Below are 26,781 nucleotides of genomic sequence, written 5' to 3' on the forward strand. Positions count from 1 at the left end.
CGCCACCTGCCCAAGCGCACCGGTGGACGAGCCTCGGGACAACCTGTGGACATCCCGCCCCAGCCTGTGGGCAGCCCTGTGCACAGCCTGTGTACAACTCCTGGGGACGACGGGGGTGGTGCCTTCGCCAGCAGGCATTTCGCTGTCCCCACCTGTGGAGGGAGAAAAACTCCTGCACAACTGCGAAAAGGTGCCTCGCGTGAGCAAGCCGTCGCACGGAGGCGTTGCGGTTCCGACGCGCGGAAGGCACGCTTTTGTCGTGGACCAACGGGAGTGGGACTACGGCGCCCGCATGTCGCGAGAGCGACGCGCCGCCGATCAGTGGTCCCCCCGTACCTCGGATTCGCCCGATTTCGCCGATCCTGAGCCGAAATGGTCGTCCCTCACCGACACCGGCAGCCTGCAGCCCAGCGCCGAGGCTCTCGACTGGCAGCGCCGGGCCGACCAGTGGGCCCAGCAGGCCGAATCCGACCCGCACCAGTCCGTCGAGCCGGCGAACCGCTGGTCCGACGTCGCCGCCGCCGGTCGTACCACGTTCCCGGCCGACGGCGTCGGCTGGCGCACCGAGACGGCCGAGTGGCGGGCCGCCGGCGCCCGCTGGCGGCAGACCACCGAGTGGCGCTCCACCACCGGCTCCCACGTCTGGCGGTCGACAACCGAGGCCTGGCAGACCGACGGCAACGACTCCTACCCGGCCGAGACCGAGACTCCGATGGCTCAGCCGGCGATCTCCAGCACCGCCTGGTCGGGCGACTCGGGCACCGACGCCCGCCCGGCCTGGCAGCAGTTCGCCGACTCGCCGACCGAGCCCGAGGCGCCGAGCCGGTCGTGGTCGGCTTCCGCCGAGCCGGCCACGCCGAGCCGGCAACAGCCTTCCCCCCGTACGCCCGCGGAAAGCTCCACGTCCTGGCAACAGTTGGTCGAGCCGGGCCAGCAGCAGTCGTGGAACTCCCGTCCGTCCTGGCAGCGGGACGCCATCGAGGGCTCAGCGACCTGGACCGACCTGACCGACCAGCGTTCCGCCGACAGCGGCGCCACGTGGCTGCGTTCCGACGACGCCCGCGACGACGGCCGCCACCTGGTGCGTGAGGACGACCGCGCCGCCGCGTGGCAACGCGATGCCGGCGCGGGGTCACCCTCGGTGGGGCGGCGTCGCGCTCCCGAGCCGGGTTACGCGCCTTCCGGTGGTACGGGCTGGTCCAGCGGCCGCTCCGACGCCGAGAACGGTGAGAACACCGACAACTGGGCCCGCCACACCGACACGGGCGGCATTCAGCTGTACGGGGATACTCCCGCCTCGCCCGAGCCGGCTTCCTGGAACACGACGGGCACCGGTTTCGGCTCCCGCAACGTCAATCGCCGGGAAGAGGCCGACCGCGGCCGGAGTCCGTACGGTGAAGCTCCCGGCTACGAGATGCCACCGGCGACACCGTACGAGCCACCGCCGCGCCAGCCCCGCCGCGATGACGCCGCCGCGGGTTACGACGCCACCCCGCGCTCGCGCTACGCCCCCGACGACGAGCAGCCTCGCTACACCGACGAGCCGCCGACCAGCCGCGGCCGCCGGAGCCGCCGCTATGCCGACGACGCCGACACACCGCGCCGCGGCGACACTGGTTCCTTCGCCCCGCCGGAACCACGCGCCGCTCGACGGTCCCGTTCCGAATCGGACGAGACGGCCACGTTCAGCGCCGTCCCGATGCCCGCGCCGCCGCCCACGTCAGCCCAGCGCAGCGCGATCCCGATGCCCGCGCCGCCCACATCGGCCCAGCGCAGCGCCGTACCCATGCCCGCCCCGCCGCCCACATCGGCCCAGCGCAGCGCCGTACCCATGCCCGCCCCGCCGCCCACGTCAGCCCAGCGCAGCGCGATCCCGATGCCCGCGCCACCCTCCTCGGCCCCGCGCAGTGCTGTTCCCATGTCCGCCCCGCCGTCGTCGGCCCCGCGCAGCGCCGCGCCCATGTCCGCGGCTCCGACCTCTGCTCCACGCGGGGGCCCGTCCAAGGGCCGCGCCAGGTACAACGCGGGCGGCTCCGACTGGCGCGAGCAGACCGGGTCGTGGGAGGCCGAGCCCGACACCAGCAGCTGGGTCCGCGACCCCGACACCGGCCAATGGAGCCGCTCCGACGACGACCCGCGCATCCTGGCGTGGCGCCGCGAGGCCGCGCGGCGTGAGGCGGCCGGCGAGGGCCCGCGCGCCCTGCCGCCCCCACCCCCGCCGGCCGTTGCCGAGCCCGAAGCCCGTCCCGAGCCGCGCCAGTCCGAGCCGCCCACCGGCTGGCGCAACTCGCCCCCGCCGTCGCTGCCCCCGGGCCCGACACCCCGCAGCGCAATGCCGGCCGACCCGTACGACCAGCCCCGCGGCTACGGCGACGCCGACCCCGCCGGCTACGGCTCAGCACCCACCAGCTCGGTCCCGGGCCGCAGCCCGTACGGCTACAGCGGCGCACCCACGAGCGCAGAACCCGCCCGCGACCCGTACGGCGCCGCCCCGACCAGTCCCGCCCGCGACCCGTACGACGAGCCGCGCGGCTACCGGGCCGGCCCGAACCCGTACGACCAGCCTCCGGGCTACGGCGCCGCGCCCACCAGCTCGGCACCCGGCCGCGACCCCTACGGCACCGCGCCTACCAGCTCAGCGCCCGGCCGCGACCCATACGGCGAACCCCGCGGCTACGGCGCCGCGTCCGGTCGTGAGCCCTACGACATTGCGCGAGCCAACGGCAGTGCCCCGGCCGGTTCGGGCCCGAGCCGCTACGGCACCGAGCCCTACGACACTCCGCGCGCCAACGGAAGCGCGATCCCCGGCCGCGACGCATACGAGCAGCCGCGCAACTACGGCACCCCGGCCGACCGCGAGCCCTACGGCAGCGCACCCACCAGCTCCATCCCGAGCCGCGACCCATACGACCAGCCGCGCAACTACGGCACCCCGGCCGACCGCGAGCCCTACGGCAGCGCACCCACCAGTTCCATCCCCAGCCGCGACCCGTACGGCATTCCGCGGGCAAACGGCAGCGCACCCACCAGCTCCATCCCGGGCCGCGACCCGTACGGCGAGCCCCGCAGCTACGGCGGCCAGGCTCCCGATCGCGAACCCCGCGGCTACAGCGCCGACCCCGCCCGCGACCCATACGGCGAACCCCGGGGCTACGGCAGCGCCGTCCCCGCCCGCGACCCGTACGACGAACCCCGCGGCTACGGCAGCGCCCCCACCAGCGCCGTCCCCAGCCGCGACCGATACGACGACTACGGCGGCACGCCGACGACGTCGCTTCCCCGGCGGTCCTATCAGGACGAACCGGGCAACGCCCCGCGCAGCGGCTCGGCCTACGGTGGCGGCGGCACCGCTCCGTATCGCGGCCAGCCCGCCCTTCCCAGCGCTCCGCGCAGCGCCCCGAGCTACGGCGGATCGGGCAACGCGCCGACCGGCGGGGTTCCCGGCGGCCCGCTCGGTTACTCCGGTTCCGCCCCGGTCAGCTCGCCGCGCGGCTATTCGGGTGCGCCGGCCCTGCCTCCCGGTTCCGCCACCGCCCCGGCGAGCGGCGTGCCGCAGTACATCCCGCTCGAGGAGCCGCAGCGTTCCGGTCGCCGGCGCGCCGACGATGACGCGCCGACCGGTCGGCGCGGCGCGGTCGAACCGGGTGCGTACGCCGCCGAGCCGCTGAGCCCCGAGGCGTGGCAGACCGGCGGGCGCCAGGCCGAAGCCCCACCCTGGTCATTGGACGATCCGACCAGCACCGGCGCACGTTCCGAACCGAGCCAGTGGCAACTCGAGGAACGCCGCGAGCGAGCCCGTGGCAGCGCGACCTACCGCGACGGCGGTGGGGGCGACTGGCGGCGCGACCTGTCCGATCAGAGCGACCTGGCCGACGGCGAATCCCGCCGCTACGGCACCTCGGATTACGTGCCCTTTCGGTCCGGCGGCTCAGCCGCGGTCTCGGGACAATCAAACTTATCCACCACGTCGACCTCACTGATCTCGCCGGTCGGGCGCGAGGCGACCGCGGCTCCCCAGCGGGCCGCCGCGAGCTGGAACGGTCCTTCCGGGGCGTACGAACGCCGCCCGGTCACCAGTGGCTATCCGACGGGCCGGAAGAGCGACCTGCTCAATCCGGACGACGAGGAGGATGAACAGGAGTCCGGCAGTCCGCTCGCCGCGGTCGGCTACACTGTCATCTGGTACGGCGTCCCGGTCGTCCTGTTCGTCGCGTACATGCTGGTGGTTGGCACCGGCGCCCAGGGACACGCCCTCGGCACGCTGGCCAAGGCCGCCCCGCAGTTCCTGATCTCGCTGGTGCTCAGCGTGCTCGTCGCGGTCGGTTTGCGTTTCGTGAGCCACTCGTGGAAGGCGGTCAGCGTCGGCCTGGCCGCGGCCGTGGTCGGCGGCGGCCTGGCCACCGTCCTGACCTCGGCCATCACCGGCAACAGCCTCAGCTGACCACCCACGCCGGCAGCCCCACTGAACCGCGCCGCCGATCGAGACAAACCGCATCAGCCTCGGAGAGCCAACCGCCCGCGGTCGGATCCAGGGGAATCGCCCCGACGCCTGCTCCTGGACTACCCGGGCAACCGATCCGCCGCTGAGACCCACGCGCATCGGAACAACAAAAAGCGCGCCGAGATCCGTGGATCCCGGCGCGCCTTTCGTTCGCGAAGCGGTCTTACTTCGAGGCGACGACGTTCACGGGGAACGTCGCGGTGACCTCGGGGTGGAGCTTGACCTGGACGTTGTAGGCGCCCGTGGTCTTGATGTGGCCGGGCAGCTCGAGGCGGCGCCGGTCGAGGGACGGACCGCCGGCGGTCTTGACCGCGTCGACGATCTCGGCCGGGGTGATCGAGCCGAACAGCCGGCCGCCGTTGCCGGAGCGGGCCGTCAGCGTCACCTTGAGGCCGGAGAGCTGGGCCTTGACCTCGTTGGCCTGGCCCAGGTCACGGATCTCGCGAGCGTCACGCGCCCGCTTGATGACCGCGACCTGCTTCTCGGCACCCTTGGTCCACTGGATCGCGAAACCCTGGGGCAGCAGGTAATTACGGCCGTAGCCGTTCTTGACCTCGACGACGTCGCCGGGGGTGCCGAGGCCCGACACCTCCTGGGTGAGGATGATCTTCATATTCGTGACCCTCCTCAGCGCGCCGTCGCCGTGTACGGCAGAAGCGCCATCTCACGGGCGTTCTTGACCGCGCGGGCGATCTGCCGCTGCTGCTGCGAGGTCACCCCGGTGACGCGGCGGGCACGGATCTTGCCCCGGTCGGAGATGAACTTCCGCAGCAGAGCGGTGTCCTTGTAGTCGATGTAGGTGATCCCGTCCTTGTCGAGCGGGTTCACCTTCTTCTTCGGCTTGCGAAGCGCCGCAGCCTTAGCCATTGCTCTTACTCCTGAACTCAGTGAGCCCTCGGGTCGGGTGGACCCAGCGGGCTAGAAGGGAGGCTCGTCGTCGAACGAGGAGTTGCCGCCGCCACCGGAGGCACGGTTGCCCCCGGCGCCGGAGCCGGAAGAGGCCGGAGCCGCCGTCGCCCACGGGTCGTCGAAGTTGCTGTTGCTTCCTCCGCCGCCACCGCCGGCCGGGCGGTTGCCGCCACCGGAGGCGCCGAATCCGCCGCCGGAACCACCGGAGCCACCGCCGGAGCGGTTCATGCGCTGCACCTTCGCCGTGGCGTACCGCAGCGACGGGCCGATCTCGTCGACCTCGAGCTCGTAGACGGTGCGCTTCTCGCCCTCGCGCGTCTCGTAAGACCGCTGGCGCAGCCGGCCCTGCACGATCACCCGTGAGCCGCGTTGCAGCGACTCGGCGACGTGCTCGGCGGCGTCACGCCAGATGTTGCACGCAAGGAAGAGTGGCTCGCCGTCTTTCCACTCGCCCGACTGCCGGTCCAAGGTCCGCGGCGTCGAAGCGATGCGGAACTTGGCCACTGCCGCACCCGACGGGGTGAAGCGCAGCTCAGGGTCGTCGGTCAAGTTCCCGACGACCGTGATGGTGGTTTCTCCTGCCATGATCTTCTCCTCGCCGCTTCGCTCGTTCGTAGGAGGTTGTCAGAACCCCCTGACAAAAACGAGGCTCCGCGGATTTAACCCTTGCCGTGCGGCGAAGCCGCCTCAGCAACTCAGCGGGTCTCGGGCCGGATGACCTTGGTGCGCAGGATGGACTCGTTCAGCCGCAGCTGACGGTCCAGCTCGGCCACGGCTTCGGGCGTCGCCTGCAGGTCGACGACCGCGTAGATGCCTTCGGCCTTTTTGTTGATCTCGAACGAGAGCCGGCGACGGCCCCAGACGTCGAGCTTCTCCACCGAGCCACCCGCGGTCCTGATGACGTTCAGGTACTGATCGAGCGACGGGGCAACGGTGCGTTCCTCGAGCGAAGGGTCGAGGATCACCATGAGTTCGTAATGACGCAAGACGTTCTCACCTCCTGTGGGCTGAGCGGCCACGGTCTCTCCGTGGCAGGAGGTCTTGTGTCGCTCGCAAACGAAAACCGTGGGGCTTGGCCCACGGCAGTCACTCTGCGAACCGAGCAAGCATACCCACCACCACCGCACGGCCAAAAGGAAGGACCCCGCCCGGGTGGGGCGGGGTCCTTCCTGGTGGAGCCGCGGGGCGCCCGATCCGCATTCGCTGGGTGGGACCTGGGGAGGAACGACCACACCGATGAGGTTGGACGCGGCCGCCCCGCGGAGCTTGTAGCAGAAGACTATGCGATCTCTGCCCGATTTGCACGTTGCGACACGAATGCCCGAATAGCGGCAACTGTTACTCCCACCACACATACGGCGGCGGTCAGGGCGAGCAGGCCCAACGGGTTGCCCTCGCGCATCGGTTCCAGCGCCGCCACGGGCTCGGCCGCGGCGATCGTCACGGGGGCCGGGGCGGGTGGGGCCGGTTCGGCACCGACGGTCACCGGGTCGGCACCGAGGTCCGGTACGCCGGGAAGCAGCCTCCGGGTGTCGCCGGGCGGCATGCCGGCGAAGGCGGGCGCGGCGCTCCCCGCCGTACCGGGAAGGGTCTTGGTTTTGGCCTTGGGCCGTGCCGCCGCGCCGCCGTGGGGCATCGATTGGGCCGAACTGGTCGCCGCCTGTGACGTGACGTGGGTGCGCCGGGCCGGCGACGTGTCCGGGCGCGTGGTGGCCGGCCTCGCCCGGGAGGGCCGCTGGGCCGGCGAGGCGGCGCCCGGAGCCGACGACCCCGCCGGGGAACGATCGTCGTCGGACGGCGCCAGGGACATCGGCGTCGCATCGACCGACGAGGGAGCCGCCGGATCCGGATCGGCCGGTGTCGCCGCCGAGGCGGACGGCGAGGCCGTGATCATGACGGGCGTGGTGTCGTCGCCGATTGCGCAGTTCGGCTTGAGCACCACCGACGTGGTGCCCCGGCGGAAGATCACGTCGGTCGAGGACTCGTCCGGGACGGTGCCCTTGGTGTCCCCGCCGAGCAGCAACTGCGCGGCGTAGCCGGTCTGATTCACCACCCGGATCGTGCTCTGCGCCGGCACCGTCATGGACTCGATGCTCGGCCGTGAGCTGCACGGGACGCTGAACATCCCGCCGCCCGAGAAGGTGACCGCGCGGGTGCCCTCGGGGATCGGATCCGCGCGCGCCGAACCGATCGCCAGCATGGGCACACCGAAGATCAGACCCCCCAGCACGATCGCCGTCACCCGCTGTCGGACCTGCCGAGACATGCACCATCTCCCACGTCGCCCCGGCCCGCGGGCCGGTATCGGTCAAATGTGATCAATGGAGCTAACGACGCCCGCCGAGGGGCGGTGACGCGCGGAGCAAACTGTCGGACCCGCGTCGTAGTCTCGTCCCATGCGCATCGGAGCCCATGTCGATCCCGCTTCCCCGCTGGAAGAGGCCGCCGCCCGCGGGGCCGAGGCGGTGCAGTTCTTCCTGACCGACCCGCAGGGTTACAAAACTCCCAAACCGCGGGAAGACGCTGCCGCGTTGCGCGAGTCCGAGGTGGACGTCTACATCCATGCGCCCTACATCGTCAACGTCGCCTCACCCAACAACCGCATCCGCATCCCCAGCCGCAAGCTGCTCGTTGCGCACGCCAAGGCCGCGGCCGAGCTGGGGGCCAAGGGCCTGATCGTGCACGGCGGCCATGTGGGTCAGGGCACCGACATCGCCGCCGGCTTCGACAACTGGCGCAAGGCCTTCGAATACGCAGAATCCGACGGCGGTCTGCCGCTGCCGATCCTGATCGAGAACACGGCCGGCGGTGACAACGCGTGCGCCCGCCGATTCGACGACCTGGCCCGCCTGTGGGAAGCGGTGGGCTCCTTCGGCGCCGGCTTCTGCCTCGACACGTGCCATGCCTTTGCCGGCGGCGAAGACCTGGTCGGTGTGGTCGACCGGGTCAAGGCGATCACCGGCCGCATCGACCTGATCCACGCCAACGATTCCAAGGGCGGCTTCGACTCCGGCCAGGACAGGCACGACAACCTCGGCAATGGCAAGATCGACCCCGAACTCATCGTGGCCGCGATCCGGGCCGCCGGTGCGCCGGCCGTCGTCGAGACGCCGGGCGGCGCCGAGGGACAGACGGCCGACATCACGCTCCTGCGGGAGCGGACAGGCCGGTGACACGCCGCACGGGGAGAGGGTCATGACCAGCGAGCAGCCGAGGCAGGCCCCCGCCCCGCCGGCTCAACGTCCCGCCGAGCCGCTACGCCCGGCCACCCCCGGCCACGCCTCCACAAACGACACGCCTCCCGTTGCCGGCCCTCCCGCCACCGCACACAGCCCGGCGACCAGCAGTCGAGCGACGGACGCCGCGCCGCCCTTCGTCGACAAGGCCGAGCGACGACAGCGCGGTTGGCTGCGCAGGCGATCCAAGCCGGCCTCCACGGCGACGGCCGGCGCGCCGCCCACGATCCCGGCTCAGGGCGGCCCACCGCCCCAGGAGGGCAAACCGGGTGACCTCAGTCCCCGTCCGTCCGAGCCACCGCGGAACACTCCCGGCACGAGCGCGGACAAAGCACCAGCCCTGAACAAGACACCAGCTCCAAACAAGGCAGCAGCCCCGGGCGAAGCACCAGCCCCGGACAAGGCAGCAGCCCCGGACAAAGCGCCAACCCCGGACAAGGCAGCAGCCCCGGACAAAGCGCCAGCCCCGGGCGAGGCACCGAGTCCGAACAAGGCGCCGGCCCCGGGCAAGAGCGATGCAGCCGCGGGCTCGAGCCCCACCAAGACCGATCTGCCGAAGGTCGCCGAGGGTCCACAAGAGACCGCCAAGCGACCCGAGCCGTTCCCGAACGAGCGACCCCCCGGCACCCCGCCCGATCCGTTCCGGGCGTTCGCCGCCACCACCGACCGGCCACCGGGCTGGTTCCGGCGCGGCACCCGCCGGTTCGCCGGCTCGCTGATCCACGAGTACGCGCTGGTCGTGTACGCCGGCGTGCTGCTGGCTGTCGCGCTCACCTGGCCGACCCTGCGCTACCCGCTGCACACGCTCCCGCAAGACATCTGGGACCCGTCCCGCCAGGCCTGGCAGGTCGCGTGGATCGGCCACATCCTGCTGACCGACCCGGCCCGCCTCTGGCAGTCCAACGCCTTCTTCCCGCTGACCGACAACTTCGCCTTCGGCAACAGCCTCCTCGGCTACGCGCCGTTCGGCATGGTCGGCGAGGGCCCGGCGGCCGCCGTTCTGCGCTACAACATCCTCTTCGTCCTGGCCCACGCCCTGCTCGTGATCGGCGGCTACGCCCTGGTCCGCCAGCTCGGCGCCGGGCGCACCGGCGCCGCCGTGGCCGCCGTCGCCTTTGCGTTCGCCCCCTGGCGCCTCGCCCAGGAGGGCCACCTCGACATCATCTCGGCCGGCGGCATTCCGCTCGCGCTGGCGATGCTGGCCCGCGGGCACGGCTGGTCGCTGCGCCGCGGCCTGCGGCCCGACCGCCGCCGCGCCGGCTGGGCCGCGGCCGGCTGGATCGTGGCGGCCTGGCAGGTCAGCCTCGGTTTCTCGCTCGGTGTCCCGTTCCTCGGCGTGCTCGGCCTCATCCTGGTCGTGCTCCTGCTCGGCACCCCGATCCGTTTCCTGCGCCGCCCGGCCGAACGTCCGATCCTGGGCTCGCGCCTGATGCTCATCGACCTGGCCGGCTCGCTGTTCCTGGCCTGCTTCAGCCTGCTGCTCGCCATTCCGTACTTCCGGGCGCCCGACACCGGCCCGGCCGGAACCGAGATCGCCTTCTTCTCGCCGCCCCTGCGCAGCCTGCTGATCGGGCCGGCCGAGTCCCGCATCTGGGGTGTCCCGCACGAGGTCCCGCGCTCCTCACTCGGCTGGCCGTCCGAGATGGGGTTGCTGCCGGGGTTCGTGCTCTACGCCCTCGCGCTGGCCGGCCTGGCCTTCTCGATCTGGACCCTGCGCCAGCGCCTGCTGCTGCTCGCCGGCCTGGCCGTCACGATCGTCCTGACCCTGGGCACGAACTTCTACGAGGGCCGCTACACCTACCTGCCGCTCTTCGGCCACCTGCCCGGTTCGTTGGGCCTGCGCATCCCCGGCCGGCTCATGGTGTGGGCCACGCTGCTGCTGGCCATCCTCGCCGCGGGCGCGGTGGCCGAATTCGTGCGCCGCGCCGAGCACCTGTCCGAACAGCGCATCCCACCCTGGCCCGGCCCCTGGCTGCGGCTGGCCACCTTCGTGCCATTGATGCTGGTGCTGGCCGAGGGCTGGAACGCCACCGCGCACCCGCTGGCCCCGGTGCAGCCCACCGCCATGCGCACGGTCAGCGGCCCGATGCTCGTGCTGCCAACGACCGCCCTCACCGACCAGACGATCATGCTGTGGTCGACCACCCGGTTCCAGCCCATGGTCAACGGCGCCGGCGGTTTCGACGCGGCTCGTCAGGCCGAGATGCGCGCCCGGGTCCAGTCGTTCCCCGACGCCGCGAGCATCGAGTATCTGCGTTCGCTCAACATCGACCGGGTTCTCCTGCTCCGCAGCGAGGTGGCAGGCACGCCGTGGGAACGCGCCGGCGACATCCCGGTGGACGCTCTGGGCATCCGCCGCGAGGACCTCGACGACGCGGTGGTCTTCCACCTCCGCTGAGGCAAGAGCGCGAAGAGCATCTGTGAACACCGGGACGTGCTTGCGACCGTCGTGCTCACCCCTGGCCCGCTGTAGGTCGGCGACCCGTCGCTGAGGCAAGGACGCGAAGAGGCCCGGCCGCCGGGCAGCCGGGCCTGAGGCGCGGAAGGATCAGACCTTGACGACGGTCTGCTCAGCCGGCGGTGGCGGGTCGAGCGATGCCGGCACGGCGGGGGAGCGGTCCACGCGGAAGGCCCGGCGCAGGCGGCTGATCCACGGCGCGTCCGGCCCGTTCAGCGGGCCGCCGTCCGGGTCGTCGTCGTAGTTCTGACGCACGGCGTCGAGCTCGGGTTTCCAGATCTCGCGGACAACCAGGCCGCACAGGATCGCGACCGTCACCAGTCGCAGCGTCGAGGCCAGCACGAACGTGCCCTCGGGGATCACCGGCTTGCCGCCGGCGCCCATCAGCTCGGCGTAGAAGGCGGTGAAGTAGCCGAACTCGGCCACCGTCCACGCGATGATCGCGCCCCAGCGCGGCCGCGCCAACACGATCAGCGGCAGCAGCCAGAGCACGTACTGCTGCGACCACACCTTGCTGGTGATCAGGAAGGCCGCGACGACCAGGAACGCCAGCTGGGCCACCCGGGGACGCCGAGGGGCCAGCCAGGCCAGCAGGCCGATCGCGGCACAGGCGAGACCGAACAGCGCGTACGAGACCAGGTTGAGCGTCGGGACGTGATCGCTCAGCCATTGGAAGGGCCCCTGATCCCCCGCCGCGCCCGAGTTCCACTTGCCGTCGAGGTAGCGCCCGACGTACCAGAGCGTGCCCCAGTCGATCGGCCGCTCGCTGTTGAGGCGGAAGAAGCGCAGCCAGCTCTCGTGGTACCAGAAGAAGACCGGGAAGTTGACCACCGCCCAGCTCACCACCGCCGTGGCCATGGCCGCGCCCCAGGAGCGCATGGCTTTCGACCGCAACGCGAGCACCAGCAGCGGCCCCAGAATGAACAGCGGCCACAGTTTGGCCGCTCCGCCCAGCCCCAGGAAGACACCGGCCCAGGCCGGATGCTTCTTCGCCCACAGATAGAGCCCGGCCGCGGCCAGCCCGATCGCCAGGAAGTCCCAGTTGACCGTCGCGGTGAAGAAGATGATGGGCGAGACCGCGAAGATCGCGGCGTCCCACGGCCGGCGTCTGCGCAACGCCAGGATCACGGCGGCCGTAGCCACCGCCAGCGCCGAGAGCACGATCGCGTTGATGTTGTAGAACCAGGTGCCCTGGTTGATCTCGGGATGCGTCTCGCCGTACGCGTGGACCGGCAGCCCCAGGGCGCCCATGAAGTAGCCCGTCACGACGGGGTACTCCACCGGCCAGTCCTTGTACGGCACGGCGCCCTCGTTGAGGTGCTCGGCGTAGTACAGCGCGAGCACGTCGGTGTAGCAGAACCGCGTGTATTGGACGTTCTGTTGCCAGTCGCCGCTCTGGCACGGCGACTTCTGCACCCACGAGAACGCGAGCGTCATGCAGATCAGCGCCAGGATGATCCGCGGCGCCGTCCAGAAGCGCCCACGCCGGGCCTCGGGCCGCACCGCGTGCGAACCGAGCGGCCCCCCGATGGCCTCGGACAGGCCGCGCACGAATCCGTCCGACGTCGCCGGCGCGCTCGGCTTGTCGGGGCGGTCGATGTCCTCGGGCGGTTGCGTGCTCATGTCATGGCATCATGCCGTACTTGCCGCCGAGGACCGGGAACGACCTACGGCCAAAACGAACCGGCGCGCACCCCCTGAGGGATGCGCGCCGGTGAGCGAGCTAATCGCCGTTGTTCTGTGGCGTCAGTGTCGGCTCTGTCGGCTGCTGTTCGGGTGTCCCGCCGCCGTCGTCCTCGCCGCCGCCGCCGTCGGTATTGCCGCCGTCGCCGTCGTTGTTGCCACCGCCGCCGGTGTTGTCGCCACCACCGTTGTTGTCGCCGCCGTTGTTGTTACCGCCGCCGTTGTTGTCGCCGTTCCCGTTCCCGCCACCGTTGTTGTTGTTCTGGTTGCAGTCGGGTCCGATGAAGCCGAGCACGCAGTCGCCGTCGTTGTCCGACCGGTCCTGCGGCGGCGGCGGGGCGGCCTGGCCGTTGGCGAACGGGCTGTCCGGGTTACCGGTCTCGACGCGATCGGGGAAGTCCTCACGCTCGAGGTCCTTCGCCTTGATCACGGCGTCGAGGAACTTCTTCCAGATCTTCGACGGCGTGCCGGCGCCGAACATGTCCCGGCCGTTGGACTCCTTCAGCTCGACCTTGTTCTTGGCGCCGCCGACCCAGACCGTCGCGGCGAGCTGCGGCATGCCACCGACGAACCAGGTGTCACCGCTGCCCTCCTTGAACTCCCAGGTGCCGGACTTGGCGATGCCTTCCTGGCCGTTGCGCAGGTCGCGGTCGTCGACCTCGACGATCTCCTTCATCACGGACTGGAGGTTCGACATCTGGTCGGGCTCGAAGACCTTGTTGCCGTCGATCTTCTCGCTGCCGACGATCGACTTCTCGCCGGTGTCGGGGTCGACCCGGGACACCGACCGGATGAAGTGGGCGTCGTGGTGGACGCCGCCACCGACGATCGTGGCGACACCCTCGGCGTGCTCGAGGGGCACGACGCGGTACTGGCCGAAGGCGACCTCGTTGTCGAAGTAGCCCTTCTTGGTCCAGGTCGCCTTGTCGGTCTTGTTGAGGTCGACCAGCTTGCCGTCGTCGGTGTACATGTGGCCGACACCGGCGTCGCGGGCGGCCGCGATCACCTTGTCACGGCCGATGCCGTCGGCGATCCAGTAGAACGGGAAGTTGTACGACTTGATCGTCGCCGTCTCGAGGTCACAGCGCTTGATCTGGCCCTTGCAGACCGTGCCCGGGTCGGCGCCGGCGTTGCTGATCTTCGTGCCGTTGGGGCGCAGCTTCGTGCCGTCCCAGCGCGTCTTGAAGGAGATGTCCTCCCGCAGCGCGGCCGCCAACGTGTAGATCTTGAACGTCGAGCCGGGCGACTGGCCACCGTCGATCTTGAGGGTGTCGCCGCGCATGTAGCCGCCGTAGTCGATGCCGGTCGGGTCGTCGCCGCCGTAGTAACCGAGCACCCGCCCGTTCTTCGGGTCGATGCCGATCACCGCCGCCTGGTACGTCGCCGGCTTGTCGTTCATCGGGGAGCTCTCGCTCTTGCGCGAGCCGGCCTCCTCGGCCGCCTTCTGCACCACCGGGTCGATCGTGGTGGTGACGGTCAGGCCGCCCTTGTCGAACTCCTGCTGGCTGATGCCCATCTCGGCCAGCTCGGCGCGAACATGCCGCATGATCATGCCGACCGGCTTGCCGTCCGCGCTGCGGGCGGTGGAGCTCTTGGTGGCTTTCTTGACCGTCGGGTATTTGCGCTTGTTGTAGACGTCCTGGGAGATCCAGCCCATCTCGAGCATGTTGGCCATCGTGTACTCCCACCGGGCCTTGGCGTCGGTGGGGTTGACGTTCGGGTCGTATCCGCCGTGCGTGGCCGTGGGCTCCGGCTGCTTGATGATCGAGGCGAGAACCGCGGCCTCGTACGGCGTGATGGCGTTCTTCTGCCCGGCCGGAGTCGTCACCGACTTGCCGAAGTACCCCTGCGCCGCGGCCTGGATGCCGTACCGGCCGTTGCCCAGGTAGATGTAGTTCAAGTACATGCCCATGATCTGGTCTTTGTTGTACTTGCCCTCCAGCTTGCGGGCGATCACGGCTTCGCGGAGCTTCCGGTTGTAGCTGATGTCCTTGAGGTCGGCCGCGTGCCGCGCGTACTGCTGGGTGATCGTCGACGCGCCCTGCTGGTCGCCACCGGTGAAGTTGTTCCAGGCGGCGCGGACGATGCCCTTCATGTCGATGCCGTGGTGCTTGTAGAAGTTCTTGTCCTCGGCGGCGGCGACCGCGTGCTCGACCACCTTGTTGATCTGAGCCTCGGGCACCACCGTGCGGTTCTGTTCGCCCAGCTTGGCCAGGACGGCGCCCTTGGTGTCGAGGATCACGTTCGACTGGTCCTCGCTGACCGGTTCGGGCAGGTCGACGTCGTCGAAGAAATAGGTGCCGCCGACCACGCCCGCGCCGAGCAGGATGACCATGACGGCCGCCGCGGCGGTCAGGATGTTGGTGCGGCGGCGGCGCTTGGCCGCCTTTGACTTGTCCTTGCCGCCGCCCGACCGGCCGCCACCACCGATGCTGCCCTCGTCGTTCGGGCCGAAGGTCGACGGCCCGGGGCGTACGGCCGCCCGCGCGACCGATCCCGTGCCGCGCACCGGGGCAGCGGCGCCGACCGAGGCGCGCGCACCGACCCGGGCCGAGCCGACCGGAGCACGGCCGGGTGTGGCGGAGCCCACAGCAGCACGACCGGCGGGAGCCGATCCCACCGAGGCGGACCCGACCGACGCCGAGCCGACGGAGGCGCGACCACCGGAGCCGCGGCGGTACGCGTCCGGCGCCGGCCGGGCCGACGCCGTATAGGAGGATTGGTCGTCGTCAGGCGCGGAGTTCGCGGACCCGGGCACCCGGGCCCGGGCACGCGAAGACTGCGGTTCGCCGTACGAGTTCATGCGGTCACACCTCGGTCGCGGTGACGTGTGCCGGGAGGACCCTGGAGGGGACCTCACCAGCGACGACGCGCGCGGACGATTCGGGCTGCATACCGGCAGCCGCCCTGACGGATGTCATGAATGACCGGCCGTGGCGCTGGATGCGCGAGCCGGTCGGGGTCGTGTCAACGGTAGCGAGATCGATCCGCGTCATCGGCGGCCGTCCCAGCCGTGTGACGACAACCCGAGTTCGCGGTGGCGGCCCGCGGCGGACGAGGCGGCGACCGCATCGTCCCGATCGAGTTCGTCGGCGGTGAGCGCGTCCCGGCCGAGCAGGTACTGCTCTGTCAGGTGATTCCACGCGCACGATTGGCACACTTCCACGACGTACACCTGAAACTCACGCAGCGTCATCGCCAGCGCAGGCAGCTCGGAGAGCTTGCGAGCCTGCCCGGCGGTCTGCTTGAGCTCGTCGCCGTAGATGTAGTGGACCAGGGTCAGATTGTCGCGGCGGCAGATCGGGCATCGCTCCTCGGTCGGCTCGCCATGGAATCGAGCTGCGCTTTTGAGGTATGGCGAGGCATCACACACCTCGAGCGTCCCCACCTTGCCGTTGTGCACGTCACGCAGCACTGCTCGCTTCTGTAGCGAGTAGTCGACGACCTGCCGCTGCGTTCGCATGGCGACGAGAGTACGCGGTCCAGCGTGAAGGGGCGACAGCCATCACTCAGCGTGGCGCGCAAGTAGCGCAGTCATGAACACCTTGCGCACCCGTGACAACGGATCTACGGTTGCGATGTATCGGGCCGATACATCGGGGCGAAGTGAAGGAGGTGGCCGATGCTGGAACTGGCGATTCTCGGCCTCCTCCAGGAGACCCCGATGCACGGCTACGAGCTCCGGAAGGAGCTGTCCACCAAGATGGGCACCTTCCGCGCCGCGATCAGCTACGGCACCCTCTATCCGACGCTCAAGAGACTTCGGACGGCCGGCTGGATCACCGAATCCGAGTCCGACCCGTCGATGATCCCCCCGATGACCAGCAAGCGGGGTCGCGTTGTTTACAAGATCACCGCCGACGGCAAGGAGCGGTTCGCCGATCTGCTGGCCTCGGCCGGCCCGGAGACGTACGACGATGCCGGTTTCGGTGTCCATTTCGCGTTCTTCTCCCGGACCGACCGCGCCACCCGGCTGCGCATCCTCGAGGGACGCCGGCGGCGCATAGAGGAACGGCGGGAGGGCCTGCGCGACGTGCTGTCACGTGCCGCGGGCCGGCTCGACGCGTACACGCTGGAACTGCAGAGACACGGACTCGACGCCGCCGAGCGCGAAGTCCGCTGGCTGGAGGAGCTCATCACGAATGAGCGTTCCGGCCGCGCCCCCGCCGGATCCATGGGAGAGATCGACCTCCCCGCGGAGCCGGCTGCGGACGCACCCCCCGAACCCCCGCGTCCGCATCAGGACCGGCCGTGATGAACAAGGAGGCAAACGCGATGGGCTCCGTCCGCGTCGCCATCGTCGGTGTGGGTAACTGCGCCTCGTCCCTCGTACAGGGCGTGGAGTATTACAAGAACGCCGACCCCAACGACCGCGTCCCGGGTCTCATGCACGTGACCTTCGGCGACTACCACGTATCCGACGTGAAGTTCGTCGCGGCGTTCGATGTGGACGCCAAGAAGGTCGGCATGGACCTGAGCGAGGCGATCGTCGCCAGCGAGAACAACACGATCAAGTTGACCGACGTGCCGCCGACCGGCGTCACCGTCCAGCGTGGACCGACCTTCGACGGTCTGGGCACGTACTACCGCGAGATCATCGAGGAGTCGTCGGTCGAGGCCGTCGACGTCGTGCAGGCACTGCGCGACGCCCAGGTCGACGTGGTCGTCTCCTACCTGCCGGTGGGCTCCGAGCAGGCCGACAAGTTCTACGCCCAGGCCGCGATCGACGCCGGCTGCGCCTTCGTCAACGCGCTGCCGGTCTTCATCGCCTCCGACCCGGCGTGGGCGCAGAAGTTCACCGACGCCGGCCTGCCGATCGTCGGCGACGACATCAAGAGCCAGGTCGGTGCGACGATCGTGCACCGCGCGCTGGCCAAGCTGTTCGAGGACCGCGGTGTCGAGCTGCTGCGCACGTACCAGCTCAACTTCGGCGGGAACATGGACTTCATGAACATGCTGGAGCGCAACCGCCTGGTCTCCAAGAAGATCTCGAAGACCCAGTCGGTGACCTCCCAGATCCCGCACGAGATGGTCAAGAGCGACGTGCACATCGGCCCGTCGGACCACGTGCCGTGGCTCGACGACCGCAAGTGGGCCTACATCCGGCTCGAGGGCCGCTCGTTCGGCGACACCCCGCTGATGGCCGAGCTCAAGCTCGAGGTGTGGGACTCGCCGAACTCGGCCGGTGTGATCATCGACGCCGTCCGCGCCGCGAAGATCGCCAAGGACCGCGGCATCGGTGGCCCGATCCTGTCGGCCTCGTCGTACTTCATGAAGTCCCCGCCGGTGCAGTACAACGACCACGACGCCAAGGAGAGCGTCGAGGCGTTCATCCGCGGTGACGTCGAAAGCTGAACCATCTAGTCGAAAAGGGCCGGGCCGGTTGGCCCGGCCCTTTCGCTATTACCAGGATCGGGCCTTTTCGCTATGACCAGGCTCGGGCTCTTTCGCTATGACCAGGCTCGCGCCAGGGCGACCCGCGCCTCGAGCTCGAGCAGCTTGCGCTTGCGGTCGAGCCCGCCGCCGAAGCCGACCATCTTGCCGCCGGCGCCGACCACCCGATGACACGGCACGATCACCGGTATCGGATTGTGGTTGCAGGCCGTGCCCACCGCGCGGGCAGCGCCCGGGTCGCCCAGAGCAGTCGCGATCGCCCCGTACGTGACCATCTCGCCGTACGGAATCTTGGCGATCTGACCCCAGACGGCGCGCTCGAACTCGGACCCGCCGGGCATCTCGACCGGCACCGAGAAGTCGGTGAGCTCGCCGGCGAAATACGCCTCGAGCTGCGCGACCGCTGGATGGGAGCCGCCCGGCCCGGGCCGCGCGGCGAAGCGCACCCCCACGACGGTGTCGCCGTCAACGGCGACGCCGAGCGGTCCGATGGGTGACTCGACGACGAACATGCCCCCGATTCTGCCCCGGAGGTACGACAAGTCTCTAAGAAGAGAGGTGCCCGTTGTCGCGGGCCCACTTGAACAGCTCGGCCTCGGCCTCGTCCCGCGTCAGCGGCCCCCGGTCGAGGCGCAGCTCCTTGAGGAACCGCCAGGCCTGGCCCACGACCGGGCCGGGCGGCACGCCCAACAGTTCCATGATCGCGTTGCCGTCGAGGTCGGGGCGGACGCGGGCGAGATCCTCCTCGGCCGCGAGCCGGGCGATCCGGTCCTCGAGCGCGTCGTAGTCGGCCGCCAGGTTGGCCGCCTTGCGCTTGTTGCGGGTCGTCACGTCCGAGCGGGTGAGCTTGTGCAGCCGAGTGAGCAGGGGACCGGCGTCGGTGACGTAGCGGCGCACGGCCGAGTCGGTCCACTCGCCCCGGCCGTACCCGTAGAACCGCAGATGCAGCCCGACCAGCTCGACCACGTCCGACGTGACGTCCTTGGGGTACTTCATGGCCTTCATGCGCTGGCGGGTCATGCGGGCGCCGACCACCTCGTGGTGGTGGAAGCTGACCCGGCCGTCGCGCCCGACCGCCTTGGTGGCCGGCTTGCCGACGTCGTGCATGAGCGCGGCCATCCGCAGCACGAAGTCGGGCCCCTCGTCGCCCTCGAGCCGGATCGCGTTCTGCACGACGATCAGCGTGTGCTCGTAGACGTCCTTGTGCTGGGCGTGCTCGTCGATCTCGAGCTTGAGCCCGGCCACCTCGGGGATGAAGTAGTCGCCGAGGCCGGTGTCGACCAGCAGGCGCAGCCCGGCGATCGGGTCGGCGCCGATCATGAGCTTGGTGAACTCGTCCCGGATCCGTTCCGCGGTGATTCGTTGCAGATCGGGGGCCATGTCACGCATGGCCGAAATGACCGCTTCATCCACAGTGAACTGCAGCTTGGACGCGAACCGGGCCGCCCGCAGCATCCGAAGTGGATCATCACCGAAGGACTGGGCGGGGGAGGCGGGGGTGCGGATCACCTTCGCGGCGAGATCTTCCAGTCCCCCGTACGGGTCGGTGAAGACGTGCCCGGGCAGAGACACCGCCATCGCGTTGATCGTGAAGTCACGCCGCTCGAGGTCGTCGAGCAGCGACGTGCCGTACTCGACCACCGGATTGCGGGTCACACCGTCGTACGCCTCGGCCCGGAAGGTCGTGATCTCGAGGCGCAGGCCGTTCTTCTGCAGGCCGATCGTGCCGAAATCACGACCCGTCTCCCAGATCGCGTCGGCCCAGCCCTGCACGACCTCGAGGGTCTGCTCGGGGCGGGCGTCGGTGCAGAAGTCGAGATCGTCGCCGAGCCGGCCGAGCAGCGCGTCGCGCACCGAACCGCCGACCAGGTGCAACTCATGGCCGGCGGCGCCGAACCGGCGCCCCAGCTCATCGGCGACGGGGGAGACCCGCAGCAACTCGGCGACCGCGTTTCGCTGGGCGGTGTTCAACACAGACATGGGACAACCAGGCTATAGGTCTTCAGTCGGGTTCAGGGCGGCGGGTGGGGCGGTTGGAGGGAGGTCTTCAGTCGGGTTCAGGGCGGCGGGTGGGGCGGTCGGAGGGAGGCCGTCAGTCCGCTTTCGGGCGGCGGGTAGGGCGGTCGGACCGCGGCCGTGGCAGGGGACCACGCCAGCGGGCAGGATGGGCGGGTGCCAGTTCCTGAGGCGCTGCTCCGCCTGACCGAGAACCCAGATTTCTGGACCGGCGCGATCGGCGACAACCCGACCTCCGAGCTGCGTGTGACTTTCCCGGTCATCGGCGGCTACGCCCTCGTGCTCGACCTCGACCCGGCCACCGGCGAGCGCACGCTCGGTCTGCGCAGTCCCGCTCACAGCGAACCGGTCCAGCTTGGCTGGGCGCCGGCCGGGGGTCCCGTCCCGGCCGCCCTGCGCTGGTGGGAGCTCGACCTCTGCGCCCGGGTGATCGCCTGGGAGGATCCGACGCTGCCGCACCCCGGCCTGGTGGTCGCACTGCTGTCGCCGTTCGCGCCGGCCACCCCCGAGGACGACGAGCCCGCGGTGGCCGCGATGCGGGAGGCGGCGTACCGGTCGCTGCGCCGCGATGTGCCGCCGGCCGAGCCGTCGGGTCCCGAACAGGCGCCGCTGCCACTCTTCGCCGGCGACGACTGGTGGCCGGCCCCGGCCGTGCTGTCGCCGCAGGTGCTGGACGAGGCCGCGATCGCTGAGCTCAGCCGTTCGCAGATCACCTTTCACGACGTACGCGGTGGGTCGCGCTTTCCGCGCGAGCTTCTGGCCGATCTCGTACGCCTGTCCGCCGCGCACCTCGAGGCGGTCTCCCGCGAGCAGTGGTACGCCGACACCCGCCCGATCGCCCGGCACATCCTGGAAAGCGGTGATCTTCGGCCTATTCCGGCCCTGCTCGGTGCGCTCACCGAGGCCGGCTGCGATCATCCGACCGTGCTCGACGCGCTGAGTGAGCCGCTGGTGCCCGCCGAGGCCTGCTGGATGGTCGAGACCCTGGCCGGGGCCGAACCGGGCACGCTCCTGCGGCACAGTCTGTGACGGCACCTCTATGGTGGCTGGAGTTCCGCACGATGCTCGGGAGGTTCGGTGAACGGCGGGATCTACCGCAGCGCGAACGCCGTGCCGGACGGTGAGCCACCGCGGCCGGAGGACGGCGTCTACCGCAGCGCGAACGCCGCGCCCCACGGTGAGCCGCCGAGGCCCGAGGACGGCGTCACCCTGATCTCGGTCGACGACCAGATGTCCGGGGTGGCCGCGGCCGAGAACCAGGCCCTGCCGCCCGAGAATCTGCCGGCTCCCGAGGAAACGAGCACGGCCGGCACCAGCGCGATGATGGCGGTGGCCAGCTTCGTCAGCCGGATCATCGGCTTCGTCCGCAACGCCCTGATCGGCATCACCCTCGGGCCGTACATCGGTAGCGCTTTCACCAGCGCGCAATTTCTTCCCGGCCAGATCTACGAGCTGTTGCTCGGCGGCATTCTGAGCAGCGTGCTCGTGCCGCTGCTGGTACGGCGGCGCAAGGCCGACGCCGACGGCGGGCTGGAATTCACGCGTAGGCTGCTCACCTTCGCCGTGGTGTCGCTCGGCATCGCGACCGTGCTGGTGGTGGTCGCGGCCCCGGCGATCACCTGGCTCCAGGCGGGCGACGACAACACCGCCGCCTACCGCTCGCTGGTCACGAACTGGGCGTACTGGATTCTGCCGATCATCTTCTTCACCGGGCTCTCCGCGATGATCGGCGCGGTGCTGAACACCCGGGGTCACTTCGCTGCGCCGACCTGGGCGCCGATCCTCAACAGCCTCGTGGTGATCGCCGCCTGCGGCGTCTTCATCGTCTCGTTCGGCACCAACAAGGACCTGCAGCCCGAGGACGTGTCGGGCGCGCAGATCGCGGTGATGGGCGGCGGCATGCTGCTCGGCATGGTGGCGCAGGCGGTCGGCCTGCTACCGGCGCTGCGCAAGGTCGGCTTCAGCTGGAAGTGGCGCTGGGATCCCCGCTCGCTGGGCCTGGGTGAGATCGGCCGGCTGGCCGGCTGGATGCTCTGCTACGTCGCGGCCAACCAGATCGCCGTCTTCGTCGTGGTGCGCATCCTCAACCGGGTGGCCGGCGAGGGCAGCGCCAGCGTGCTCGCCTTCAACAACGTCTTCCTGCTGGTCACGATGGCGCACGGAATCATCGGGGTCTCGGTGATGACGGCGCTGCTGCCCAAGATGAGCGCGGCCGCCGCCGAGGGCCGCTACGCCGAGGTGAGCGCCGACCTGAGCCGGGCCATCCGGCTGGTCACCGTGGCGCTGGCGCCGATCGCGGTGGTCTACGGCGTCCTGGGCGTCCCGATCTCCGTCGTGCTTTTCCAGGGTGGCGCGTTCGACAACGGCGACGCGCTGGCCACCGGCACGGTGCTCGTGGTGGCCGCGTTCGCCGTGATCCCACTGTCGATCAGCTACCTCTGCACCTACACCTTCTATTCCCTGCAGGGCAACCGCACCGCCGCGCTGATCAACCTGCCGGTGGTCGCCGTCCGCATCGGCGCCTACTTCGTGCTGGCCGAGGTGCTCAAGGCCTCGCTGTCGGCAGCCGGCATGACGGCGGCCAATGCGATTTCGTACGCCGTCTCCGCGCTCATCTCGCTGGCCGTGCTCCGCCGCAGGATCGGCCGGCTCAACCTCGGTTCGGTCGCCGTGGCCCTGTTCAAGGTGGTGATCGCGGCCGCTGTCGCCGCCGGCCTGGGGCTGCTGGTCGTGCATCTGCTGCCCGGCGCCGGGGCCCCGTCCGGCCGCGGCGAGGCGATTCTGCAACTGATCGCGGGCGGCGCCGTGATTCTGGTGGCCTATCTGGGCGCGGCGCTCGTTCTGCGGGTCTCCGAGGTCAGCCAGGTGATCGGGATGGTGCGCCGCAAACTCGGCCGCTGACCAGCCGTTTCGCTAGCACCGAGCGTTACCTGGAAGCTACTCAGCGCGGTGTCCGGGGTTGCCGCGCCGGGGGGACGACCTGCCGCGGCATAGCCCCGGGCGGGTATGGTCGGTGTCGGCATGTGCTTCGGGCACGTCGCCATTCGCACCGAGCACGGCATTTGCAGCTAGCAACATCTGCACCTAGCACGGCGTACCGTGCGTGGAGCACCGAGGAGGACTGGTGACCCAGGTCGGCGAAGGCCACGAGACCGCGGCCGATGCGGACGGACCAGTCATGACCTTCGGTGCGCCTGCCGCCGGTGAGGTCCTGGCCGAGCGCTATCAGCTTGAGGAACACGTCAACGACGACAGCGCCGGCCGGCAGGTCTGGCGCGGTATCGATGTCATCCTGCGCCGCCCGGTCGCCGTGGTGCTGCGTTACCCCGGCGGCGACTCGGCCTCCGAGATGCTCCAGGCCGCGGTCGACGCGAGCCGGGTCATCCATCCCAATCTGGTCGGCGTCTACGACGCGATCGACGAGGGCGCCCGTGCCTACGTCGTCCGCGAGTGGGTCGACGGCGAATCGCTGCGCGAGCTGGTCGCGACCGACGGACCGCTCGACCCGGGCCGCGCCACCGCGATCGCCCACTCGATCGCCGACGCCCTGGCCGCGGTGCACGCGACCGGCATGGTGCACGGCAACGTCCACCCCGGCACCACGCTGATCGGCGACGACGGCCGGGTCGTGCTGGCCGACGCCCGCGCCGACTCCGCCGACAACGTCGAGGGCGACATCCGCGCGGTCGGCGGCATCCTCTACTTCGCCCTGACCGGCCACTGGCCGCACACCGAGGTGGGCCGGTCGACGCTGCCCGATGCCAACCGCGACGCGACCGGCAACCCGGCGGCGCCCCGGCAGATCCGCGCCGGCATCCCGGCCTACCTCGACGACCTGACGATGGACCTGCTCGACACCCGGGTCGCCGCGCCCGAGGCCGACGCGCTCACCGCCGAACTGGCCCGGCTCGACGCCGCCGAGGAAGACTACGAGGACGTCGGCCCCCTGCGTTTCACGCAGAACGCGACCACCGAGCCCACCCGCAGCACACCCAAGATCATCATCGGGGTGGCGGCACTGGTCGTCATCGCGGTCATCGGCCTGGTGTTCGGCATCCGGGCGATCAGCTCGTCGGACAACAAGAACCCGACCGGCACCACCCAGGCCGACGCCGGCGCCGGCACCACGCCGACCGACGAGCAGACTCCCGCCCCCGCACCCAAGAAGATCGCGCTGACGGCCGACATGGTCCGCATCGTCGACCCGCCGGACGGCAGCCGCGAGGACACCGGCGAGTCGAAGTTCACCGTCGACGGCGACGCCGACACGGCGTGGGAGACCCAGCGGTTCAAGCAGGCCAACTTCGGCAACTTCAAGCCGGGCATGGGCGTCCTGATCGACCTCGGCTCGGCCCGCAAGCTCTCCGAGATCCAAGTCGAATTGTCGCAGCCGGGCGTCACCATGGACATCCGGGCCGGCTCCGACGACCCCGGCGACACCTCGGCCGGCGACCAAAAGATCATGCAGACCTACAAGCGGCTGGGCGACAGCGAGACCAAGACCGACGGCACGCGCGAGGTCTTCTCGGTTTTCAACCCCGACCAGACCTACCGCTACGTGCTGGTCTTCATGACCAAGCTGCCCTCGACCGACGACGGCAACGGCGGCTTCAAGGTCAGCCTGCAAGAGATCGAGGTCTACGGCTACTGAGCGTCGGTCCCCCCGCCGCTCGCGCCGTCCAGATAGATTGCTGGCGTGACTTCCGGGGACGCCTCGCCGAGCGACGCAGAACTGCTGCGCGCCCATGTCGAGGGCGACAGGGAAGCGTTCGGCGAGCTGGTCCGCCGCCACCGCGACCGTTTGTGGGCCGTTGCCCTGCGCACGATCGGCGACCGTGAAGAGGCAGCCGACGCCGTACAGGACGCGCTCCTGGCGGCCCACCGCAACGCGGCCCGATTCCGCGGCGACTCGGCCGTCACCACCTGGCTGCACCGCATCGTGGTCAACGCCTCCCTCGACCGCATCCGCCGCCGCCAGGCCCACCCGACCGTGCCGCTGCCCGACGGCAGTCGTTCCGACGACCGGCCGTCCGGTGTGGAACCGGCCGCCCCGGTCGCCGACCACGAGACGTCGCTGCTCGTACGGCAGGCGCTGGCCGACCTGCCGGTCGACCAACGGGCCGCGATCGTGCTGGTCGACGTCCAGGGCTACCCGGTCGCCGAGGCCGCCGAGATCCTCGACGTCGCGGTCGGCACGATCAAGAGCCGGTGCGCCCGCGGCCGCGCGCGGATGGCGCTCGCGCTCGGCGAGCTGCGGGGGAGAGACAGCGGTCACGCCTCGGCCGGGAACCAGGACGCCCCCGAAACCGTCCCATCGGGACCGGGTACGACGCAGCCGCAACCCGGCCGGAACGAACGAAGGGACCAGAGGTGACCGGGGCCGAATTCAGCGGGGTCGACATCGACCTGCTGGCGGACTACATCGGTGGCGCCCTCGAGGGCACCCCCGACGAGTCCGCGGTGGCCACGCTGATCGCCGAGGATCCCGACTGGCGCGCGGCGTACGAGTCCCTCAGCGGCGGGGTCACCCTGGTGCAGGCCGAGCTGGGCCGCCTCGGGCCCGAGCCGATGCCGGACGACCTGGCCGCCCGGCTCGACGGCATGTTCGGCGCCCCCACGCTGACCCTCGTCAAGGGCGACGCCGCAGCCCCCAGCCCATCGATCAGCCGCCGGCGCCGCTGGGTGACCCCCATCGCCATCGCGGCCGGCTTCATCGCTTTTGTCGGCTTCGGTGCCGACTATCTCGCCGGTACCAGCGAAACACAGACGAACGACAGTGCCGGCTCCTCCGCCGATTCGGACGAGCGCGCGATGTCCTCCGCCCCCGGTGAGACGATCCTGGCCACGGGCACCAACTACACCCGCGCCACCCTGGCCATCGAGCCCGTTCAGCCGCTCACCGCCAGCGACAACGCCTCCTCCTCGGCCCTCGGCGAGTCCGGGGCCGACCAGCCGAACCGCAGCCGCATCGCGCTCCAAGATCCGGCCCTGGCCCGCCTGTCCGACCAAGCCGCGCTCCAGGAGTGCTTCGAAGCCATCGAGCGCGAGAACGCCGGCGGCACGATCGCGGTCCAGACGGTGGACTTCGCCCGGTTCAATGGCTTATCAGCCGTCATTGTCCGGTTCGCCGCGCAGAACGGCGACTGGGTCTGGGCGGCCGGAGCCGACTGCGGCACGCGCGTCGCGGGCGCCGACGTGTTCGACAAAGTCCCGGTACGCTGAACGGCACCCCAGACAACCCGCGTGAGGTCGGCCACGGCTGCCCGGGCGGGAATGGCGGTACCCAGCATGGCGTTCTAGCGTGCAGTGTCGCCGAGCGGATATCCCGGCGAAGAGCAGACTGAGGAGTCGGCAGTGGACGAGGTCCGTAATCTGATCATCATCGGTTCGGGACCGTCCGGCTACACCGCGGCGCTGTATGCCGCCCGGGCGGAGCTCAAGCCGCTGGTGATCGAGGGCGTTCAGTCCGGTGGTGCTCTGATGACGACCACCGAGGTCGAGAACTTTCCCGGTTTCCGCGACGGGATCATGGGCCCCGAGCTCATGGACAACATGCGCGCCCAGGCCGAGCGGTTCGGCGCCGA

Annotated in this window: 21 protein-coding genes; 11 read left to right on the top strand and 10 right to left on the bottom strand. The window is 70.4% G+C overall.

The window, feature by feature from the left end; translation table 11 throughout:
• Positions 1-259 precede the first annotated feature (259 nt).
• The gene (locus KXC43_RS35455; protein WP_221380574.1) at positions 260-4,441 is read left to right on the top strand and encodes a hypothetical protein; all 4,182 of its coding nucleotides are present in this window, start codon (positions 260-262) and stop codon (positions 4,439-4,441) included.
• Positions 4,442-4,664: 223 nt separating this feature from the next.
• Here KXC43_RS35455 and rplI read toward each other — a convergent pair whose 3' ends face one another.
• The 5 genes from rplI to KXC43_RS35480 all read right to left on the bottom strand — a co-directional run bounded on the left by rplI (position 4,665) and on the right by KXC43_RS35480 (position 7,676).
• Positions 4,665-5,114: a 50S ribosomal protein L9 gene (gene rplI, locus KXC43_RS35460; RefSeq protein ID WP_221380575.1), complete on the bottom strand. Its 450-nt coding sequence runs from the start codon at positions 5,112-5,114 to the stop codon at positions 4,665-4,667.
• A gap of 14 nt (positions 5,115-5,128) precedes the next feature.
• Positions 5,129-5,368 (bottom strand): 30S ribosomal protein S18, encoded by a 240-nt coding sequence (gene rpsR / locus KXC43_RS35465; RefSeq protein WP_007073789.1) that lies wholly within the window; start codon positions 5,366-5,368, stop codon positions 5,129-5,131.
• Between the two features lie 51 nt (positions 5,369-5,419).
• On the bottom strand, positions 5,420-5,995 hold the full coding sequence (locus tag KXC43_RS35470; RefSeq protein WP_221380576.1) for a single-stranded DNA-binding protein: 576 nt from the start codon (positions 5,993-5,995) through the stop codon (positions 5,420-5,422).
• A gap of 110 nt (positions 5,996-6,105) precedes the next feature.
• Complete coding sequence (gene rpsF / locus KXC43_RS35475) at positions 6,106-6,396, bottom strand: 30S ribosomal protein S6 (protein WP_014448192.1); 291 nt, start codon at positions 6,394-6,396, stop codon at positions 6,106-6,108.
• Positions 6,397-6,689: 293 nt separating this feature from the next.
• Positions 6,690-7,676 (bottom strand): hypothetical protein, encoded by a 987-nt coding sequence (locus KXC43_RS35480; protein ID WP_221380577.1) that lies wholly within the window; start codon positions 7,674-7,676, stop codon positions 6,690-6,692.
• A gap of 130 nt (positions 7,677-7,806) precedes the next feature.
• Here KXC43_RS35480 and KXC43_RS35485 point away from each other — a divergent pair, with 130 nt between their 5' ends.
• Together KXC43_RS35485 and KXC43_RS35490 are read left to right on the top strand one after the other, a co-directional pair.
• On the top strand, positions 7,807-8,583 hold the full coding sequence (locus tag KXC43_RS35485; protein ID WP_221380578.1) for a deoxyribonuclease IV: 777 nt from the start codon (positions 7,807-7,809) through the stop codon (positions 8,581-8,583).
• Positions 8,584-8,605: 22 nt separating this feature from the next.
• Positions 8,606-11,044, top strand: a complete 2,439-nt coding sequence (locus tag KXC43_RS35490) for a hypothetical protein (protein WP_255645367.1) — start codon at positions 8,606-8,608, stop codon at positions 11,042-11,044.
• A 150-nt stretch (positions 11,045-11,194) separates the two neighbouring features.
• On the opposite strand, the gene KXC43_RS35495 is transcribed toward KXC43_RS35490, so the two are convergent.
• The 3 genes from KXC43_RS35495 to KXC43_RS35505 all read right to left on the bottom strand — a co-directional run bounded on the left by KXC43_RS35495 (position 11,195) and on the right by KXC43_RS35505 (position 16,250).
• On the bottom strand, positions 11,195-12,727 hold the full coding sequence (locus KXC43_RS35495) for a glycosyltransferase family 87 protein (protein ID WP_221380579.1): 1,533 nt from the start codon (positions 12,725-12,727) through the stop codon (positions 11,195-11,197).
• 100 nt (positions 12,728-12,827) lie between these two features.
• Positions 12,828-15,590, bottom strand: coding sequence for a transglycosylase domain-containing protein (locus KXC43_RS35500; protein WP_221380580.1), 2,763 nt, complete (start codon positions 15,588-15,590; stop codon positions 12,828-12,830).
• 189 nt (positions 15,591-15,779) lie between these two features.
• Positions 15,780-16,250 carry a DUF5318 domain-containing protein gene (locus tag KXC43_RS35505; RefSeq protein ID WP_221380581.1) on the bottom strand — a complete coding sequence of 157 codons (471 nt, stop codon included), beginning with the start codon at positions 16,248-16,250 and terminating at the stop codon, positions 15,780-15,782.
• A gap of 159 nt (positions 16,251-16,409) precedes the next feature.
• On the opposite strand from KXC43_RS35505, the gene KXC43_RS35510 reads away from it, so the two are divergent.
• Complete coding sequence (locus tag KXC43_RS35510) at positions 16,410-17,042, top strand: PadR family transcriptional regulator (protein WP_221380582.1); 633 nt, start codon at positions 16,410-16,412, stop codon at positions 17,040-17,042.
• 20 nt (positions 17,043-17,062) lie between these two features.
• Positions 17,063-18,142, top strand: a complete 1,080-nt coding sequence (locus tag KXC43_RS35515; protein WP_221380583.1) for an inositol-3-phosphate synthase — start codon at positions 17,063-17,065, stop codon at positions 18,140-18,142.
• 95 nt (positions 18,143-18,237) lie between these two features.
• On the opposite strand, the gene KXC43_RS35520 is transcribed toward KXC43_RS35515, so the two are convergent.
• On the bottom strand, positions 18,238-18,693 hold the full coding sequence (locus tag KXC43_RS35520) for a methylated-DNA--[protein]-cysteine S-methyltransferase (protein WP_221380584.1): 456 nt from the start codon (positions 18,691-18,693) through the stop codon (positions 18,238-18,240).
• 34 nt (positions 18,694-18,727) lie between these two features.
• Positions 18,728-20,161: a CCA tRNA nucleotidyltransferase gene (locus tag KXC43_RS35525; protein ID WP_221380585.1), complete on the bottom strand. Its 1,434-nt coding sequence runs from the start codon at positions 20,159-20,161 to the stop codon at positions 18,728-18,730.
• 192 nt (positions 20,162-20,353) lie between these two features.
• Between KXC43_RS35525 and KXC43_RS35530 the strand changes: the two genes are divergently transcribed.
• The 6 genes from KXC43_RS35530 to KXC43_RS35555 all read left to right on the top strand — a co-directional run.
• Positions 20,354-21,226, top strand: coding sequence for a hypothetical protein (locus tag KXC43_RS35530; protein WP_221380586.1), 873 nt, complete (start codon positions 20,354-20,356; stop codon positions 21,224-21,226).
• A 48-nt stretch (positions 21,227-21,274) separates the two neighbouring features.
• Positions 21,275-23,098: a murein biosynthesis integral membrane protein MurJ gene (murJ, locus tag KXC43_RS35535; RefSeq protein WP_221380587.1), complete on the top strand. Its 1,824-nt coding sequence runs from the start codon at positions 21,275-21,277 to the stop codon at positions 23,096-23,098.
• 223 nt (positions 23,099-23,321) lie between these two features.
• Positions 23,322-24,848: a protein kinase family protein gene (locus KXC43_RS35540; RefSeq protein WP_308129405.1), complete on the top strand. Its 1,527-nt coding sequence runs from the start codon at positions 23,322-23,324 to the stop codon at positions 24,846-24,848.
• Positions 24,849-24,893: 45 nt separating this feature from the next.
• A complete protein-coding gene (sigM, locus tag KXC43_RS35545; protein WP_308129406.1) occupies positions 24,894-25,571 on the top strand; it encodes an RNA polymerase sigma factor SigM in 678 nt (225 codons plus the stop codon).
• Positions 25,568-26,419, top strand: a complete 852-nt coding sequence (locus KXC43_RS35550) for an RsmA family anti-sigma factor (protein WP_221380588.1) — start codon at positions 25,568-25,570, stop codon at positions 26,417-26,419. Before sigM ends, KXC43_RS35550 begins: the two co-directional genes overlap by 4 nt.
• 132 nt (positions 26,420-26,551) lie before the next feature.
• Positions 26,552-26,781 (top strand): NAD(P)/FAD-dependent oxidoreductase (locus KXC43_RS35555; protein WP_221380589.1); only part of this gene is annotated, 230 nt, incomplete at its 3' end.

The sequence above is a fragment of the Paractinoplanes polyasparticus genome, from assembly GCF_019710575.1.
Taxonomy (GTDB): Bacteria; Actinomycetota; Actinomycetes; order Mycobacteriales; family Micromonosporaceae; genus Actinoplanes; species Actinoplanes polyasparticus.